Raw genomic sequence first — 13,457 nt, 5'->3', positions numbered from 1 at the left:
GTCAGGCCCCGACACGCAGCAGGGCGCTGGTCAGCTTTTCCGGGTCGAACGGCTTGGTGATCCAGCCGGTGGCTCCGGCCTGCCGGGCACGGTCCTTCATGGCGGGCGTGGACTCAGTGGTCAGCACCAGAATGGGCATGTCCCGAAAGCGCGCATTCGCCCGCGCCTTCTCGATAAAGCCGAAGCCGTCCAGCACCGGCATGTTGATGTCGGTGATCACGGCGTCCGGGACCAGGTCGCGCAATACGGCCAGCCCCTCCAGACCATCCGCGGCCTGCAGCACATTGTACCCCGCCTCGGTCAGGGCGAGCCGCAACATGTCCCGCATCGTGCGCGAGTCATCGATCGTCAGGATTGTCTTCTGGCGAGTCATCAGCCCACGCCCCCTGCAGATCCACCGACCGGCAATCCGAACAGCTGCCACTGTTCCGACAGCCCCTCCGGGACGCCCCGCATCCGGAAGTCGAGCCCGTCCGACATCCACGTCCGGCGCGCGGACGCCAGGATCTGAAGGCACAGGGTCCCGACCTGTCGGACGGCGGTCGCGTCGATGACGATCGCACGGCCCCGCAGGGCCACGAGCTCGCCGAACAGCTCGGTCGCCTGACGCGAGCTCAGCGACTCCGGCAGGATCACCTGCGGAATGCCGACGGCCGGGTCGGGCTGTGACGGAGCCGCCGCACGGATATCGCAGGCTTCGGTCATGCGCCGCGCCCCGCGCCGGCTTCCAGGGAATCCTGCGGCATGAACGCCAGCGCCTCTGCCGTCGGCACGTCCTGCGGCACCGCATGGGCCGGCAGCATCGCCTCGACATCCAGCAGACACATCAGCGTGTCGTTGAGGGTGATGACGCCCTTCAGCAAGCGCGCCGGTCCTGCGGTGCCGACCGCCGGGGTCACGCCCAGTTGATCGGCGGCGACCGAATGAAGGTCACTGACGGCGTCCACGACCAGTCCGATCGTATCGAGCTCGCGTTCGATCATCACCGTGACCGGGGCCGCGGAACCGGCGTCTGCCAGTCCAAGCCGGCGGGCCAGCACGACCAGGGGCACGACCTCGCCGCAGAAATTGAGCATGCCCTGCAGATAGTCGGGGGCCCCGGGAAGGGCGACCGGCTGCATCCAGGCATGGATTTCCCGGATGGATCGCACATCAATGGCGAACCTCTCGCCACCGGCGCTGACCGACAGCACGACCAGACCATGGACGGTGCTGTGGGTCACGGTGTGAAAGTCGGGTGCGTGGCTGGCGTTGAACATGGTGTCTCTCGAAGTCAGAATTCCTCCCAACTCTCCTCCGTCAGCACCGATTCCAGCGTCTGCGCCAGGGCCGCATTCCCCGAGGACAGGGACCGCATCACATACTGCCCCTTCGGCTCGGGCCGCTCCTGACGCTCGGGGGCGACAGGTCGGACCGCCGGCGTCGCCCTTCGGGCGGATCGGGCCGGCGCGTCCGAGAGTTTGAACTGGGCGATCAGGTCCGTGAGTTCATTGGCCTCGCGGGCCAGGGTATGGCTCGCGGCCGTGCTCTCTTCAGCCATGGCGGCGTTCTGCTGCGTGACCTTGTCCATCTGGGAGATGGTCAGGTTGATCTGCATCAGGCTGTCGGACTGCTCTTCGGCCGCGGTCGCGATCTCCGAGATCGCCGTGTTGATCTCGCCGATCTGCGACACGATCCGGTGCAGGGAGCCACCGGTTTCCGTGACCAGACGAACGCCGGTGCTGACCTGGCTCGACGACGCCGAGATCAGGCTCTTGATCTCCCGCGCCGCGGCCGTCGAACGCTGCGCCAGCGCCCGCACCTCACTGGCGACGACGGCAAATCCGCGGCCCGCGTCGCCGGCACGGGCGGCTTCGACGCCGGCATTGAGCGCCAGCAGATTGGTCTGGAAGGCGATTTCGTCCATCACGCCGATGATTTCCGACACCTGCCGTGACGACTTCTCTATCTCTCCCATCGCCGCAACGGCGCTGCCGACGACCTCGCCCGAGCTCTCGGCATTCAACTTGGCGTCGGCGACGACCTGACGGGCGATGTTCGCATTCTCGGCGGACGACCGCACCGTCATGGTGAACTGGGCCATGGCCGCGGCGGCCTCTTCAAGGCTCGCGGCCTGTTGCTCGGTCCGGCGCGCCAGCTGGCCGGTCGCATTGCTGATTTCGGCGGTGCTGGCCTCGATGTCCGAGGAGCCGGACGAAATCGCCGAGAACGATCGCTCGAGTGTTTCAATCGCGAGATTGAAATCCTCGTACAGCTTGCGGAATTCCTCGGGAAACCCATCCTGCATACGGATCGTAAGATCGCCCTTCGACAAGCGCTCCAGCCCCTGCGCGATCTGGTCGACCACGAAGGTACGGCTGGCGGCCTCGGCCGAAAGCCGGCGGTCGTTTTCGGCCCGCTCGGCATTCAGGCCGGTTTGCTGGACGCCGGCCTCGGCCTCCAGCCGATGGACCTCCAGGGCATTTTCCTTGAACACCTGAACGGCACGCGCCATCTCGCCGACCTCGTCATGGCGGGCGGTTCCCGTCACCTCGACCTCGAGATCGCCGCGCGCGAGGCGTTGCATGACGCCCGACATTCTCACGAGGTCGCGCCAGACCTTGAGCTCGAAGAAGACCGTCGCGATCAGCAACAGGCCGACCACGAAGATAACTCCGGCGATCAGGGCCAGACGGGCACGCTCGGAAATCTTCATCGCCTCGGCGTAGGCCTGCGCGCTTTCGGCCCGCGCGCCGGTCACCAGGGCTCCGGCCGCATTGGTCACCAGATAGAAGCCGCTGGCGGAATTCCGGAACCGGTCGGCGGCGGCATCGGCCTCGCCGCTGTCGATATACTCAAGCATCGCCTGGTTGCCGGTTACATAGTCGGCCCAGAGCTCTGCCGTCGTATTGATTTCGTCCGGCAACTCGCCGGGGCGGAGCATGGCCCGGTAGGCGGCCACCGCCGCATCCATCCGCGCCAGACTGTCGGCCAGATCATCATTGGCCTGGGCGGCCATTTCCGGCGACGACGGCATCAACCGCAGCGCCTCGGCGATCCGGTACTCCCGGGCGTTTCCGAGAATGTCGTTGGCCCCGACGATTCGCGCCTCCCAGATCACCTTGGCCTGCTCGGCCTGGCGGCTGACGGCCGATGACTCGTGGATCGCGAACGTCGCGCCGCCGATCACCATCATCAGGAACAGCCCGAATACGGCGCGGGTCTTCGCCTTGAGGCTGATTCTGGGCAGCAACGATTTTAAACTCACGCCGATCCTCCGTTGGCCAGGGCAGGAACCGGTCGTCGGGACCTGTCATTCAGGCCAATGAAGCGTGCCCGGACCGTTGCCAGATCAGGGTGAATGCAAATGATTAATGACAGATGTTCGCAGGGGCCGCCCCGGCCTGTCCGACGGTCGCCGGCCACCCGCAACGGTTCCTTATCGATTTTCCGCCATCGTGCCCTCTGCTCATTCCCGGCGGCACAGGCCGGAAACAACGATGGAGAGATGTCGCTATGAAGTATTTGATCCTGGCAGGGGCCCTGCTCTCGATCGCCGGAACCGCCAGCGCCGAGGGCCGCTGCAACCGGCCCTACGCGCCGACGATCGCCGCCACGGCCGCCACCAGCCCCGAGGCGCTGGCCCGACTCAGGGTCGACGTGCGGACATTCGTCGCGGCGTCTGACATCTATCAGACCTGCCTGTCATCCAGCCTGCTCACGTCGAACACCCAGCGGCTGATCGCCGCCAACCAGCAGGACAAGGAACGCGTGGTCAACGCCTTCAACGCCGCGGCACGCCGTCGAACCTAGGCCGACGGCTGCGGCGGTCTGCCCTGCCGCAAGCGAAATCCCGGTTCCGCCCCTTACACGACGAGGGGACCGTCCCGCCCGTGCGTACCCCTGAAGAACCGGCACTCGTCGGAAGGGGGAACCATGACGGCACGATGGATCGCGTTCATGCTGGCTTTCGGCGTCCTCGTGACGGCGGCTCCGGCATGGACGCACGAGGACCATGACACAGCCGCCGCCCGGCCCGCGGCGGTCACCGCTCATCCGGGCATGGCCGATGCGGTGCCGGGCATGCCGGTGGCCATGGACCACGCCGGCATGGAGATGCGGCCGCCCAAACCCATGCCACAGCGCCTGTACAGCTGGCTCGGCCGCTGGCATCCGGCCGTGGTTCATTTTCCCATCGCCCTGTTTCTGATCACCGGCGTCCTCGAGATCGCGGCCCGGCCGGGCCGGCGCGCCTGGCTGACGGACGGAACGCGCGTCCTCGTGGCTCTGGCGGCCCTGTCCGCGCTGGTGGCCACCGGCCTGGGCTGGTTGGCGATGGGGCTGCCGGGTCCGGTCGAGGATCTGACCCACGCCCTGCATCGCTGGATCGGCACGGCCATCGCCCTGGTCGGCCTGGCGGCCTGGTGGGCCAAGGAACGCGCGGTGCGGCCGGGTGCCGGTCCGGGCAAACGCCGTCTGTACGCCGGGCTGCTGGCCGCGATCGTCGTCGCCGTGCTGGTCAACGCCTACCTGGGCGGCGCGCTCACCCACGGAGCCAACCATCTCCGCTTCTAGGGGCTGTCCCCGTTCCGCCCCCAACGTTCAAGGAGAGTCTCCATGATGACCCGAACCCTGATGATGGCCGTCTTCGCCCTCGGCCTTCCCGCCGGCACCGCCTCGGCCTTCAGTGACCCTCCTCAGGCGGTCGCCCCCGCTTCGCAAGCCGAAGTCAGCCAGGTTCTCCGCGGCTACCGCGAGGCGATTGAAACCCTGGACGGCGACGCCGGCTCCGCCTTCTTCTGGCCGGACGGCCGGGTCTACGAACAGGGCGGCGTCGAGGGCACCTTCGGCGAGTATCTGGCCCACCATCTCGGCCCGGAGCTGAAGGCGTTCTCGGCCTTCCGCTTCAGCGATTACGCCAGTCAGGTCACGGTGGCCGGCGACGTCGCCTATGCGACCGAGACCTATGTCTACCGGATCACCTTCAGCGACGCGGCCCGCCCCGCCGTTGAACGCCGCGGCGTCGCCACCAGCGTGCTGGAGCGTCGGGGTGGCGTCTGGCGGATCGTCAGCTACCATTCCTCCGCCCGGGCCCCGCGCCCCGCCGCCTAGACCGGTGCTTTTCCACTCCGGCCGCCCGCCGCATCCGTTGATCGAGACCCGACCATGACCCCTCCGCCTCCCCTCGCCCGTCGCGCCGTCCTGGGCGGCATCGCCATCTCGCTGGCCGTGCCGATCGTGGCCTGCGCCCGGACGCCCGCACGCACCGCGATCGCGGTCTACAAGACGCCGACCTGCGCCTGCTGCGACGGCTGGGTTCGCCACCTGCGCGACGCCGATTTCGATGCGAGCGTCACCGTGACCCCGGACCTGGTCACGCTGCGCCGCCGCCACGGCATGCCTGACAGACTGGCCTCCTGCCACACCGCCCTGGTCAACGGCTATGTGATCGAGGGTCATGTGCCGGCCGGCGACGTGCGCCGGCTGCTCGCGCAGCGCCCGGACGCCGTCGGCCTCAGCGTGCCCGGCATGCCGCTCGGCTCCCCGGGCATGGAGACGCCCAACGGCGATCGCGACCGCTATGACACCCTGCTGGTCCTCAGGGACGGCACCAGCCGGGTCTTTGCCCGCCACAACGCCTGAGGATCGCGCATGAACATGGTTCGACTGTCGACGCAGCTGCACAAATGGATCGCCCTCGCCGTCGGCATCCAGGTCCTGTTCTGGGTCGCGGGCGGTCTGGTGATGACCGCGATCCCGATCGAGACGGTGCGCAGCGAACACCATGTGCGCGAACAGACGCCGATGCCGCTGCCCCTTGACGGCGTCCTGGCTCCGGCTGCCGTCGCCCGGATACAAGGCCTGGCTCTTGTCGGTGCCGAGTTGCGAACGACGCCACGCGGTGCGGCCTGGGTCCTGACCCCGGTCGAGGGCGAAGCTGTCACCGTCTCGGCCGCGACCGGCCAGCCGTTTCCCGCGCTCGATACGGCGACCGCGACGAACATGGCCGCCAAGGCCTATCGCGGCGACGGCACCCCGGTCGCCGCCGTCCTGCTGCCCGTCGCCCCGCAGGAGACCGGACGCGAGGGGCCGATCTGGCGCGTGGACTTCAACGACGGTGAACGCACCACCTTCTATCTGTCGCCCCAGACCGGCGAGGTGGTCACCCGGCGTTCCGCTGTCTGGCGCTTCTATGACTTCTTCTGGCGGCTCCACATCATGGACCTGGAGAAGGGCGAGAATTTCAACCACCCCCTGATCATCGCCGTCACCTTCCTGACCTTCACCATCGTCATCACCGGCTTCATCCTGCTGTGGGTCCGGGTGGCGCGCGACGTGACCGTCTGGCGGGCGCGCCGGCGCGATGCGGGCCGCTGATCGCAGGTGAGCCGGACCAGGACCTCGTCGTCGAACGATCCGCCTGCTAGCAAGCCGGTGAAAGCGAGGATCCCATGCTGAAGACGCTGCCCCTGGTCGCCGCCCTGCTGCTGCTGCTGCCCGCGCAGGCCATCGCCGAACCGCGCGCCGGTTTCCATACCGGTCCCGTGTTCACCACCTTCGGCCACATCGCCCCGGTCGAGAGCGACCTGCCGATTCCCGAGGGCACGGTGTTCCGCGTGGTCTTTGACGTGACCGACAAGGCCACGCCGGGCCAGTTGAACCGGACGATCGACTCGGCGGCCCGCTTCATCAACATGCATGTCGAGGCCGGCGTCCCGGCCGCGGACATCCATGTCGCCATCGTCGTCCACGGCGGCGCGTACGCCGACCTGCTAACGCCCGACGCCTATGCCGCCCGCAACGACGGGGCCGTCAACGGCAGCGCCGCGGCGATCGCGGAACTGACGGCCCACGGCGTCGACATCTGGCTGTGCGGCCAGACGGCGGCTGCCCAACAGATTACCCGGGCCGATCTGCTGCCCGGTGTCGGCCTGTCCCTGTCGGCCATGACCGCCCTCGCCCTGCTGCAGCAGCAGGGCTACACGCTCAATCCCTAGGGTTGATGCGGCCGGCAGGGCTCGGGAATTTCGTCCCCGCGGCGTCATTGCCCCTGGAGAGAACAGATTTCGCCGCCTGAATACGGATCGCGACAAGTCTTTGCAGTGACCGTCATCTCAAAATGGCTGGAAGGGCCCAACCCGCCAACTCTGGCTGGCAGATGTCCGTAAGGTTCATTACGTATCAATCCGGATCTGACAGCAGCGTCAAGAAATAGTCGTTTCTAACTCCCGATTGCACCTATATTCGGCGCAACTCCTGAAGAAACCGGCATGCCAGATTCGGATGGGCATCGGCCTCTATTGATTCGAGTATCGACAAATTTGACAACGCCGCCGAAACCCATCTTGTAAAGAGTATATTATTCCCATCCTGGGGGGGGCATTTGCCGCCATGAAGACAATCGCCGTGGTCTCCCACAAAGGTGGGTCTGGCAAAACGACCGTAGCCGTCAACCTGGCCCTGGCCTGCCGGGCGGCAGGCGCACGAACCATTCTGGCCGACACCGACCCGGTTCGTTCCGCCACGGACAGCCTGCGCCAGCGCGCGGATCACGACGGAATGCTGGTCGAGACGTCAGCCGCGAAGCTGGCGGCCCTGACCTTCGCGAGCGAACGGGACGGCTGTGATGTCTTGATCATCGACACCGCAGGCGGGCCGGAGAACGGCATGATCGACGCGCTGAAGGTGGCCGATCTCTGTATCGCGGTCTCGCGGCCCACCTATCTCGATGTGGCCGCCACCCTGCATACTGTTGACACCGTGCGTCGACTGGGTCGCGACGGTGTGGTGCTGTTCAACCAGTGCCCGCCCCTGCGCAACGGCGTCGCATCGTCGATGGTGTCAGCGCTGATGGACAGCCTGCAGGCCGGCGGACTGGAAGTTTGCCCCACCGCCCTGCAGTCACGTGTCGTTTATCAGCACGCCATCGCACTCGGCCAGGGAGTGGCGGAACATGATCCGGGCGGACTGGCTGAAGCCGAAATCGACGGCGTGATCGACTACGTCCTGACCAGGACCAAGACCCCGCTTCGCGAAACGCGCCCTATGCGGAGGCGAACGGTGCCGGAAACAACGGGGGGGGCGGTCGCGCAACGGTCAACCTGCGGCCGACCGGCCTCCGGCCTTTCAAGTCCTGAGCTAGCACTGACCCCGGCCTGCTAGACCCCAACCCGGTTCAACGGAGCCGGAAAGCGCCAACCGCCTCCCGCCTCGGCAGGCCGATCAACACCCCACGTTACCCCTGATTGCGGTCCCGGCCGCGGGCCCGCCGGCAATCCATGCCGGCCGGCCGATCGCCTGACCTCCGCCATGCGATTCCGGATGCGCAATCGCCCCAATCTGCCTAGGTAGCTGCGAACCCCGCCCCCTCCTGGATCGAACCGACCATGACTGAACTGAACGGCCTGCTGGACGGCCTGGTCTCGAACCCGATCGTCGGCAGGGTCGGGGTCGTCATTATCACCGTCATCGCGGTGCTGATCGGCATTCGCATGCTGCAGACCGTCGTGTCCCGTTCGGTCAAGGAGACCAGCGCCCGCTACCGGATCCGCAAGCTGGTCGGCTTCCTGGGCTACATTGTCCTCGTCCTGGTCCTGCTGGCGATGTTCAGCGAGCGGCTGGGCCAGCTCACCGTCGTCTTCGGTGTCGCCGGTGCCGGTGTCGCCTTCGCGCTGCAGGAAGTCATCGCCAGTGTCGCGGGCTGGATCGCCATCTCGCTGGGCGGTTTCTACCGGCCGGGTGAACGGGTCCAGGTCGGCGGCATCAAGGGCGACGTCATCGATATCGGCGTGCTGCGCACCACCCTGATGGAGATCGGCGACTGGGTCGGCGGCGACATCTACAACGGTCGCATCGTGCGGGTGGCCAACAGCTTCGTGTTCAAGGAGCCAGTCTACAACTATTCGGGCGAATTTCCCTTCCTGTGGGACGAGATCAAGGTGCCTGTCCGCAGCGGCTCGGACTGGCGGCTGGCCCAGGAGGTCATCGAAAAGGCGGTCGGGGACAATGTCGCCGAATTCCAGGATCTGGCCAGCAAGCAGTGGGACGTACTGATCCGGAAATTCCTGATCGAGGAGGCCCGCGTGGCCCCGATGATCACCCTGGTCATCACCGACAACTGGATCGAGTTCACCGCCCGCTACGTCGTCGACTACCGCCGCCGGCGCGCGACCAAGGACGCGATTTCCCGGGCGCTGCTGGTCGGGTTCGAACAGCACAGGGACCGGCTGGAGTTCGGCAGCACGACGATCGAAATCACGCGCATGCCGGTGCCCGGGGCCAGCTAGCAGCACGCGGCACCGCCAGCTGCCCGGGTTCAGGCCTGCCTCAGAACTCCGGATCCGGCAGGGAGTCGAACGCCCCCTTCAGCGCGCCGGCCCATTCCGTGGCGATCGTCTGGAAATAGGGATCGTCCTGCTCGACCCGCTGTTCATGGGCCGGGGCATAGTCGTCGGAACGATAGATCTGGAAATCCAGCGGCAGGCCCACTGACAGATTGGCCTTCAGCGTGGAATCGAACGAGACCATCAGCAGCTTGACCGCCTGTTCGAAACTCATGTCCGGATCAAAGCCGCGCACCAGAATCGGGCGGCCGTACTTGGTCTCACCGATCTGGAAGAAGGGATTGTCCGCGGTCGCCTCGATGAAATTGCCTTCCGGATAGATCAGGAACAGGCGCGGCGGCATGCCCTTGATCTGGCCGCCGACGATGATCGTGGCCCCGAATTTGGCTTCGGCGGTCTGGCCGCCGGACGAATTCATCTTGATGGTCTCGCGCAGGGTCTCGCCGACCAGACGCGCCGCCTGGAACATGGTCGGCACCTCAAGCAGGGACGGATTGCGCTCGGCCGGGACCTTGCTGCGCTCGTCAAGAACGCTGACCACCGATTGGGTCGTGGCCAGGTTGCCGGCCGTCATCAGGGTGATCATCCGCTCACCCGGCTTGTGCCAGGTGAACATCTTCCGGACCTTGGCGATATTATCGACCCCGGCATTGGTCCGGGTGTCGGTCATGAACACCAGCCCCTTGTTCAGGCGCAGGCCGACGCAATAGGTCATGGAAGTCTCACAGGGTTCATCGGGACAGACATCGCTACTGCTGAACCTGCAGCTGCACGACCATGGATTCGTTGTGTCCGCCGAAGACGATACCTGAAATCGGGGCGGCTTCGCCATAGTCGAGGCCGGTGGCGACCCGGACATAGCGCGGATCGGGCGACACCCCGTTGGACACGTCGAACCCGACCCAGCCCAGGCCCTCGACATGGGCCTCGGCCCAGGCGTGGCCGGCCTCCTGGTCGACGCGATCGTCCATCACCAGATAGCCGCTGACGTAGCGGGCCGGAAATCCCATCAGCCGGGCGGCGGTGATGAAGATGTGGGCGTGATCCTGACACACCCCCTGCCCCGCCTCCAGCGCCAGCTCGGCCGTCGTCGACAGGTCGGTGGTGCCCGTCGCATAGGGGACCGAGGCCAGGATCAGGGCCGACAGGGCATGCAGACGCGCGGTGTCGTTGTCGAAATCCTTGCCCAGGTCCCGCACCAGCTGCCGCACCCGCGGACCGGGCCGGGTGTGCGACGTCATCCGCTGGAAATACCACAGCGGGGCGAAGCCCCCGTGCTGGCCGATGATGCCGACGGTATCAGCCGTATCGACCTCGCCTTCACAGACGATGGTCACCGACCGCGCGCCCGGATCGATGGTCAGCAGCTCGACCTGGTTGTTGTGCTGGTCGGTGAAGGCCACCGCCTTGCGCCCGCCCTGCACCTCGGTCCGCCACGACACGATGGACTGACCGGCCGACGCCTTGGGCGTCATCCGCAACTGCTGCAGGCCGTGGGTCGGCGGCCGGTCGTACTGGTACTCGGTGCTGTGCCGGATTTTCACGCGCATGGGGTCATCCGTAGAATCGGTAGTCCTGCTCGATCTGGAGACCGAGCGCGGTATTGCAGGCGATGAAATCCGCCAGGAACTGGTGCAGGCCGGTGTCAAAGATCGAATCGATCGAATGATCGGCCAGACGGGCCACGGCGGCCCTGGCCAGATCGTGACAGGCCGGAGACTCGCCATAGGCCTCGGCCAGCAGGTCCAGATGCTCGCAGATCTGGCCGACGCTGTAGGCCAGCGACCGCGGCATGCGCGGATCCAGGATGATCAGATTGGCGATCTGCTTGGGATTGGCCGTGCCGTCGCTCATCCAGCGATAGGCGCGCTGGGCCGACACCGATCGCAGGATGGTCTCCCATTGCACGTTGTCGAGCGACGAGCCGACGAACGACACCGACGGCAGCAGCACATAGTATTTGACGTCGAGAATCCGCGCCGTGTTGTCGGCCCGCTCCACGAACGTGCCCATATGGGCGAAGCTGTAGACGTCATTGCGCATCATCGTGCCGGTCAGGGCCCCGCGCACCAGGGCGTTCTGGCGACGGATGGTGGCCAGGACGTCCGGAAGGTCGTTCTCCGCGACCGGCCGCTTGAGCACGGCCTTGATCGTCATCCAGCACTCGTTAGTCGCCTCCCAGACCTCGCGGGTCAGGGCGGTGCGCACCAGCCGGGCATTGGTCCGGGCGCTGTCGATGGCCGACATGACGCTGGACGGATTGGTCGGATCCCGCAGCAGGAAGTCGATGACACTGCCGGCCCGGAAGTCGTCATAGCGGGCCAGATAGGCCTTGCGGACCCCGGCCGTGCCGATCACCGATGCCCACTCCGCCTCGGCGGCGGCCGACCGGGTCAGGGCGATGCGGAAACCCGCGTCGACCAGGCGCGCAGTGTTTTCACTGCGCTCCAGAAAGCGGAACATCCAGAACAGGCCACCTGCGGTCTTGCCTAGCATGGGCGATCTCCCCGAACGGCGCTCATTCCTCCAACACCCAGGTATCCTTGGTGCCGCCGCCCTGGCTGGAGTTGACGACCAGGGAGCCGGCCTTCATCGCCACCCGGGTCAGACCACCGGGTGTGATGTCGATCTTGTTGGGCGAGACCAGCACGAACGGGCGCAGGTCGACGTGGCGCGGGGCCAGACCGGCCTTGGTCAGGACGGGGACCGTCGACAGGGCCAGCGTCGGCTGGGCGATATAGTTTCCCGGCCGGGCCTTCAGCTTGGCCGCGAAGGCCGTGATCTCGCGCTTGCTCGCCGCGGGTCCGACCAGCATGCCGTAACCGCCCGAGCCGTGCACCTCCTTGACCACCAGTTCGGCCAGATGTTCCAGCACATAGGCCAGGGCGTCCGGCTCGGCGCACCGCCAGGTCGGCACATTCTTCAGAATGGCCTTCTCGCCGGTGTAGAATTCCACGATCTCGGGCATGTAGCTGTAGATCGCCTTGTCGTCCGCGATCCCGGTCCCCGGCGCATTGGCGATGGTGATCCCGCCGGCGCGGTAGACGTCCATGATCCCGGGCACGCCCAGCTGCGAGGCCGGGTTGAAATTGAGCGGGTCCAGATAGTCGTCGTCGACGCGCCGGTACAGGACATCGATCGGCTTGTAGCCCTGGGTGGTTCGCATGGCGATCCGCCCGTCGACCAGCCGCAGGTCATGCCCTTCGACCAGCTCCACCCCCATCTGGTCGGCGAGAAACGAGTGTTCGAAATAGGCCGAGTTGTGAATGCCGGGCGTCAGCACCGCCACGACAGGCGTGCCCTCGCAGCCTTCGGGCGCACAGGCCGCCAGCGAGCGTCTCAGCAGCTTGGGATAGTCCCCGACCTCCCGGACAGACACCTTGGAAAAGAGCTCCGGAAACATCTGGAGCATCGTTTCCCGGTTTTCGAGCATGTACGAGACGCCCGACGGAGTCCGGGCATTGTCCTCGAGGACAAAGAACTCATCCTCGCCGGTGCGGACGATGTCGGTCCCGACGATGTGGGTGTAGATTCCGCCGGGCGGCGAGACGCCGATCATCTGCGGCAGGAAGGCCTCGTTCCGGGCGATCAGTTCGGTCGGAATGCGACCGGCCCGCAGGATCTCCTGGCGGTGATAGATGTCATGCAGGAAGGCATTGATGGCCCGCACCCGCTGCTCGATCCCCCGGGTCAGGCGGCTCCATTCCCGCGCCGCGATAATGCGCGGCACGATGTCGAACGGGATCAGCCGCTCATTGGCCTCCTGTTGCCCGTAGACATTGAAGGTGATGCCGGTCCGGCGGAAGAAGACCTCGGCCTCCTTCGACTTCTGCCGAAGCCGTCCGGCATCCTGCCTGTCGAACCACCCGGCGTATTCCCTGTACGGCTCGCGCGAAGCATCGCCAGAACCATACATCTCATCGAAAAAGTTTATTTTGTCGGACATTGTCGTCAGTGTTTCATATATTTTGCCATAATTCAATGGAAATCGGCAAAATATTGCGCACAAACGGTCTACATTGGATTTATACTATAAATCTCTTGGGGGCCCAGCATCGCGCCGACGCCGTTACTGGTTACCCTTCCCGATCGCCGTCCGTTACTCAAGGCGAATCTGCCACAGAGGCACCACCC

The 13,457-nt window shown here is 66.1% G+C and carries 16 protein-coding genes; 8 read left to right on the top strand and 8 right to left on the bottom strand.

Annotation, left to right across the window (positions count from 1 at the left end):
• Position 1 precedes the first annotated feature (1 nt).
• From AACZ75_RS10570 to AACZ75_RS10555, 4 genes are read right to left on the bottom strand one after another with little or no spacing between them, the layout of a single operon-like run.
• The gene (locus tag AACZ75_RS10570) at positions 2-373 is read right to left on the bottom strand and encodes a response regulator (RefSeq protein ID WP_339872813.1); all 372 of its coding nucleotides are present in this window, start codon (positions 371-373) and stop codon (positions 2-4) included.
• Positions 373-705, bottom strand: a complete 333-nt coding sequence (locus AACZ75_RS10565) for an STAS domain-containing protein (RefSeq protein ID WP_339872812.1) — start codon at positions 703-705, stop codon at positions 373-375. The genes AACZ75_RS10570 and AACZ75_RS10565 overlap by 1 nt, the downstream gene beginning before the upstream one ends.
• Positions 702-1,259 (bottom strand): chemotaxis protein CheW, encoded by a 558-nt coding sequence (locus AACZ75_RS10560; protein ID WP_339872811.1) that lies wholly within the window; start codon positions 1,257-1,259, stop codon positions 702-704. The genes AACZ75_RS10565 and AACZ75_RS10560 overlap by 4 nt, the downstream gene beginning before the upstream one ends.
• A 14-nt stretch (positions 1,260-1,273) precedes the next feature.
• Positions 1,274-3,247, bottom strand: coding sequence for a HAMP domain-containing methyl-accepting chemotaxis protein (locus tag AACZ75_RS10555; protein WP_339872810.1), 1,974 nt, complete (start codon positions 3,245-3,247; stop codon positions 1,274-1,276).
• A 248-nt stretch (positions 3,248-3,495) separates the two neighbouring features.
• Between AACZ75_RS10555 and AACZ75_RS10550 the strand changes: the two genes are divergently transcribed.
• The 8 genes from AACZ75_RS10550 to AACZ75_RS10515 all read left to right on the top strand — a co-directional run bounded on the left by AACZ75_RS10550 (position 3,496) and on the right by AACZ75_RS10515 (position 9,266).
• Positions 3,496-3,792 (top strand): hypothetical protein, encoded by a 297-nt coding sequence (locus tag AACZ75_RS10550; RefSeq protein WP_339872809.1) that lies wholly within the window; start codon positions 3,496-3,498, stop codon positions 3,790-3,792.
• A 123-nt stretch (positions 3,793-3,915) separates the two neighbouring features.
• A complete protein-coding gene (locus AACZ75_RS10545; RefSeq protein ID WP_339872808.1) occupies positions 3,916-4,554 on the top strand; it encodes a DUF2231 domain-containing protein in 639 nt (212 codons plus the stop codon).
• Between the two features lie 42 nt (positions 4,555-4,596).
• Positions 4,597-5,091, top strand: coding sequence for a nuclear transport factor 2 family protein (locus tag AACZ75_RS10540; protein WP_339872807.1), 495 nt, complete (start codon positions 4,597-4,599; stop codon positions 5,089-5,091).
• 54 nt (positions 5,092-5,145) lie between these two features.
• Positions 5,146-5,622 (top strand): DUF411 domain-containing protein, encoded by a 477-nt coding sequence (locus tag AACZ75_RS10535; protein WP_339872806.1) that lies wholly within the window; start codon positions 5,146-5,148, stop codon positions 5,620-5,622.
• Between the two features lie 9 nt (positions 5,623-5,631).
• On the top strand, positions 5,632-6,357 hold the full coding sequence (locus tag AACZ75_RS10530; protein ID WP_339872805.1) for a PepSY domain-containing protein: 726 nt from the start codon (positions 5,632-5,634) through the stop codon (positions 6,355-6,357).
• 74 nt (positions 6,358-6,431) lie between these two features.
• The gene (locus AACZ75_RS10525; protein WP_339872804.1) at positions 6,432-6,977 is read left to right on the top strand and encodes a DsrE family protein; all 546 of its coding nucleotides are present in this window, start codon (positions 6,432-6,434) and stop codon (positions 6,975-6,977) included.
• A gap of 394 nt (positions 6,978-7,371) precedes the next feature.
• Positions 7,372-8,142 (top strand): ParA family protein, encoded by a 771-nt coding sequence (locus tag AACZ75_RS10520; RefSeq protein WP_339872803.1) that lies wholly within the window; start codon positions 7,372-7,374, stop codon positions 8,140-8,142.
• Between the two features lie 224 nt (positions 8,143-8,366).
• Positions 8,367-9,266, top strand: coding sequence for a mechanosensitive ion channel domain-containing protein (locus AACZ75_RS10515; RefSeq protein WP_339872802.1), 900 nt, complete (start codon positions 8,367-8,369; stop codon positions 9,264-9,266).
• A gap of 40 nt (positions 9,267-9,306) precedes the next feature.
• Here the strand turns inward: AACZ75_RS10515 and AACZ75_RS10510 are convergent, their stop codons facing one another.
• Genes AACZ75_RS10510 through AACZ75_RS10495 form a run of 4 tightly spaced genes read right to left on the bottom strand, consistent with a single transcriptional unit; the run spans position 9,307 to position 13,269 of the window.
• Entirely contained in the window at positions 9,307-10,038 is a 732-nt protein-coding gene (locus AACZ75_RS10510; protein ID WP_339872801.1) for a proteasome-type protease, read from the bottom strand.
• Between the two features lie 34 nt (positions 10,039-10,072).
• The gene (locus AACZ75_RS10505; protein ID WP_339872800.1) at positions 10,073-10,873 is read right to left on the bottom strand and encodes a transglutaminase family protein; all 801 of its coding nucleotides are present in this window, start codon (positions 10,871-10,873) and stop codon (positions 10,073-10,075) included.
• Between the two features lie 4 nt (positions 10,874-10,877).
• Positions 10,878-11,819 (bottom strand): alpha-E domain-containing protein, encoded by a 942-nt coding sequence (locus AACZ75_RS10500; protein WP_339872799.1) that lies wholly within the window; start codon positions 11,817-11,819, stop codon positions 10,878-10,880.
• A 22-nt stretch (positions 11,820-11,841) separates the two neighbouring features.
• Positions 11,842-13,269 carry a circularly permuted type 2 ATP-grasp protein gene (locus tag AACZ75_RS10495; RefSeq protein WP_339872798.1) on the bottom strand — a complete coding sequence of 476 codons (1,428 nt, stop codon included), beginning with the start codon at positions 13,267-13,269 and terminating at the stop codon, positions 11,842-11,844.
• Positions 13,270-13,457: the final 188 nt, after the last annotated feature.

It is taken from the genome of uncultured Brevundimonas sp., from assembly GCF_963975535.1.
Lineage (GTDB): Bacteria > Pseudomonadota > Alphaproteobacteria > Caulobacterales > Caulobacteraceae > Brevundimonas.
This window is presented reverse-complemented; position numbering and strand designations above follow the sequence as displayed.

Excerpts from the sequence above, each read along its gene's own strand:
- AACZ75_RS10535 (WP_339872806.1), top strand. The coding sequence starts at position 5,146 with ATGACCCCTCCGCCTCCCCTCGCCCGTCGCGCCGTCCTGGGCGGCATC.
- AACZ75_RS10550 (WP_339872809.1), top strand. The coding sequence starts at position 3,496 with ATGAAGTATTTGATCCTGGCAGGGGCCCTGCTCTCGATCGCCGGAACC.
- AACZ75_RS10500 (WP_339872799.1), bottom strand. The coding sequence starts at position 11,819 with ATGCTAGGCAAGACCGCAGGTGGCCTGTTCTGGATGTTCCGCTTTCTG.
- AACZ75_RS10570 (WP_339872813.1), bottom strand. The coding sequence starts at position 373 with ATGACTCGCCAGAAGACAATCCTGACGATCGATGACTCGCGCACGATG.
- AACZ75_RS10540 (WP_339872807.1), top strand. The coding sequence starts at position 4,597 with ATGATGACCCGAACCCTGATGATGGCCGTCTTCGCCCTCGGCCTTCCC.
- AACZ75_RS10545 (WP_339872808.1), top strand. The coding sequence starts at position 3,916 with ATGACGGCACGATGGATCGCGTTCATGCTGGCTTTCGGCGTCCTCGTG.
- AACZ75_RS10520 (WP_339872803.1), top strand. The coding sequence starts at position 7,372 with ATGAAGACAATCGCCGTGGTCTCCCACAAAGGTGGGTCTGGCAAAACG.
- AACZ75_RS10565 (WP_339872812.1), bottom strand. The coding sequence starts at position 705 with ATGACCGAAGCCTGCGATATCCGTGCGGCGGCTCCGTCACAGCCCGAC.
- AACZ75_RS10515 (WP_339872802.1), top strand. The coding sequence starts at position 8,367 with ATGACTGAACTGAACGGCCTGCTGGACGGCCTGGTCTCGAACCCGATC.
- AACZ75_RS10525 (WP_339872804.1), top strand. The coding sequence starts at position 6,432 with ATGCTGAAGACGCTGCCCCTGGTCGCCGCCCTGCTGCTGCTGCTGCCC.
- AACZ75_RS10510 (WP_339872801.1), bottom strand. The coding sequence starts at position 10,038 with ATGACCTATTGCGTCGGCCTGCGCCTGAACAAGGGGCTGGTGTTCATG.
- AACZ75_RS10560 (WP_339872811.1), bottom strand. The coding sequence starts at position 1,259 with ATGTTCAACGCCAGCCACGCACCCGACTTTCACACCGTGACCCACAGC.
- AACZ75_RS10530 (WP_339872805.1), top strand. The coding sequence starts at position 5,632 with ATGAACATGGTTCGACTGTCGACGCAGCTGCACAAATGGATCGCCCTC.
- AACZ75_RS10505 (WP_339872800.1), bottom strand. The coding sequence starts at position 10,873 with ATGCGCGTGAAAATCCGGCACAGCACCGAGTACCAGTACGACCGGCCG.
- AACZ75_RS10495 (WP_339872798.1), bottom strand. The coding sequence starts at position 13,269 with ATGTCCGACAAAATAAACTTTTTCGATGAGATGTATGGTTCTGGCGAT.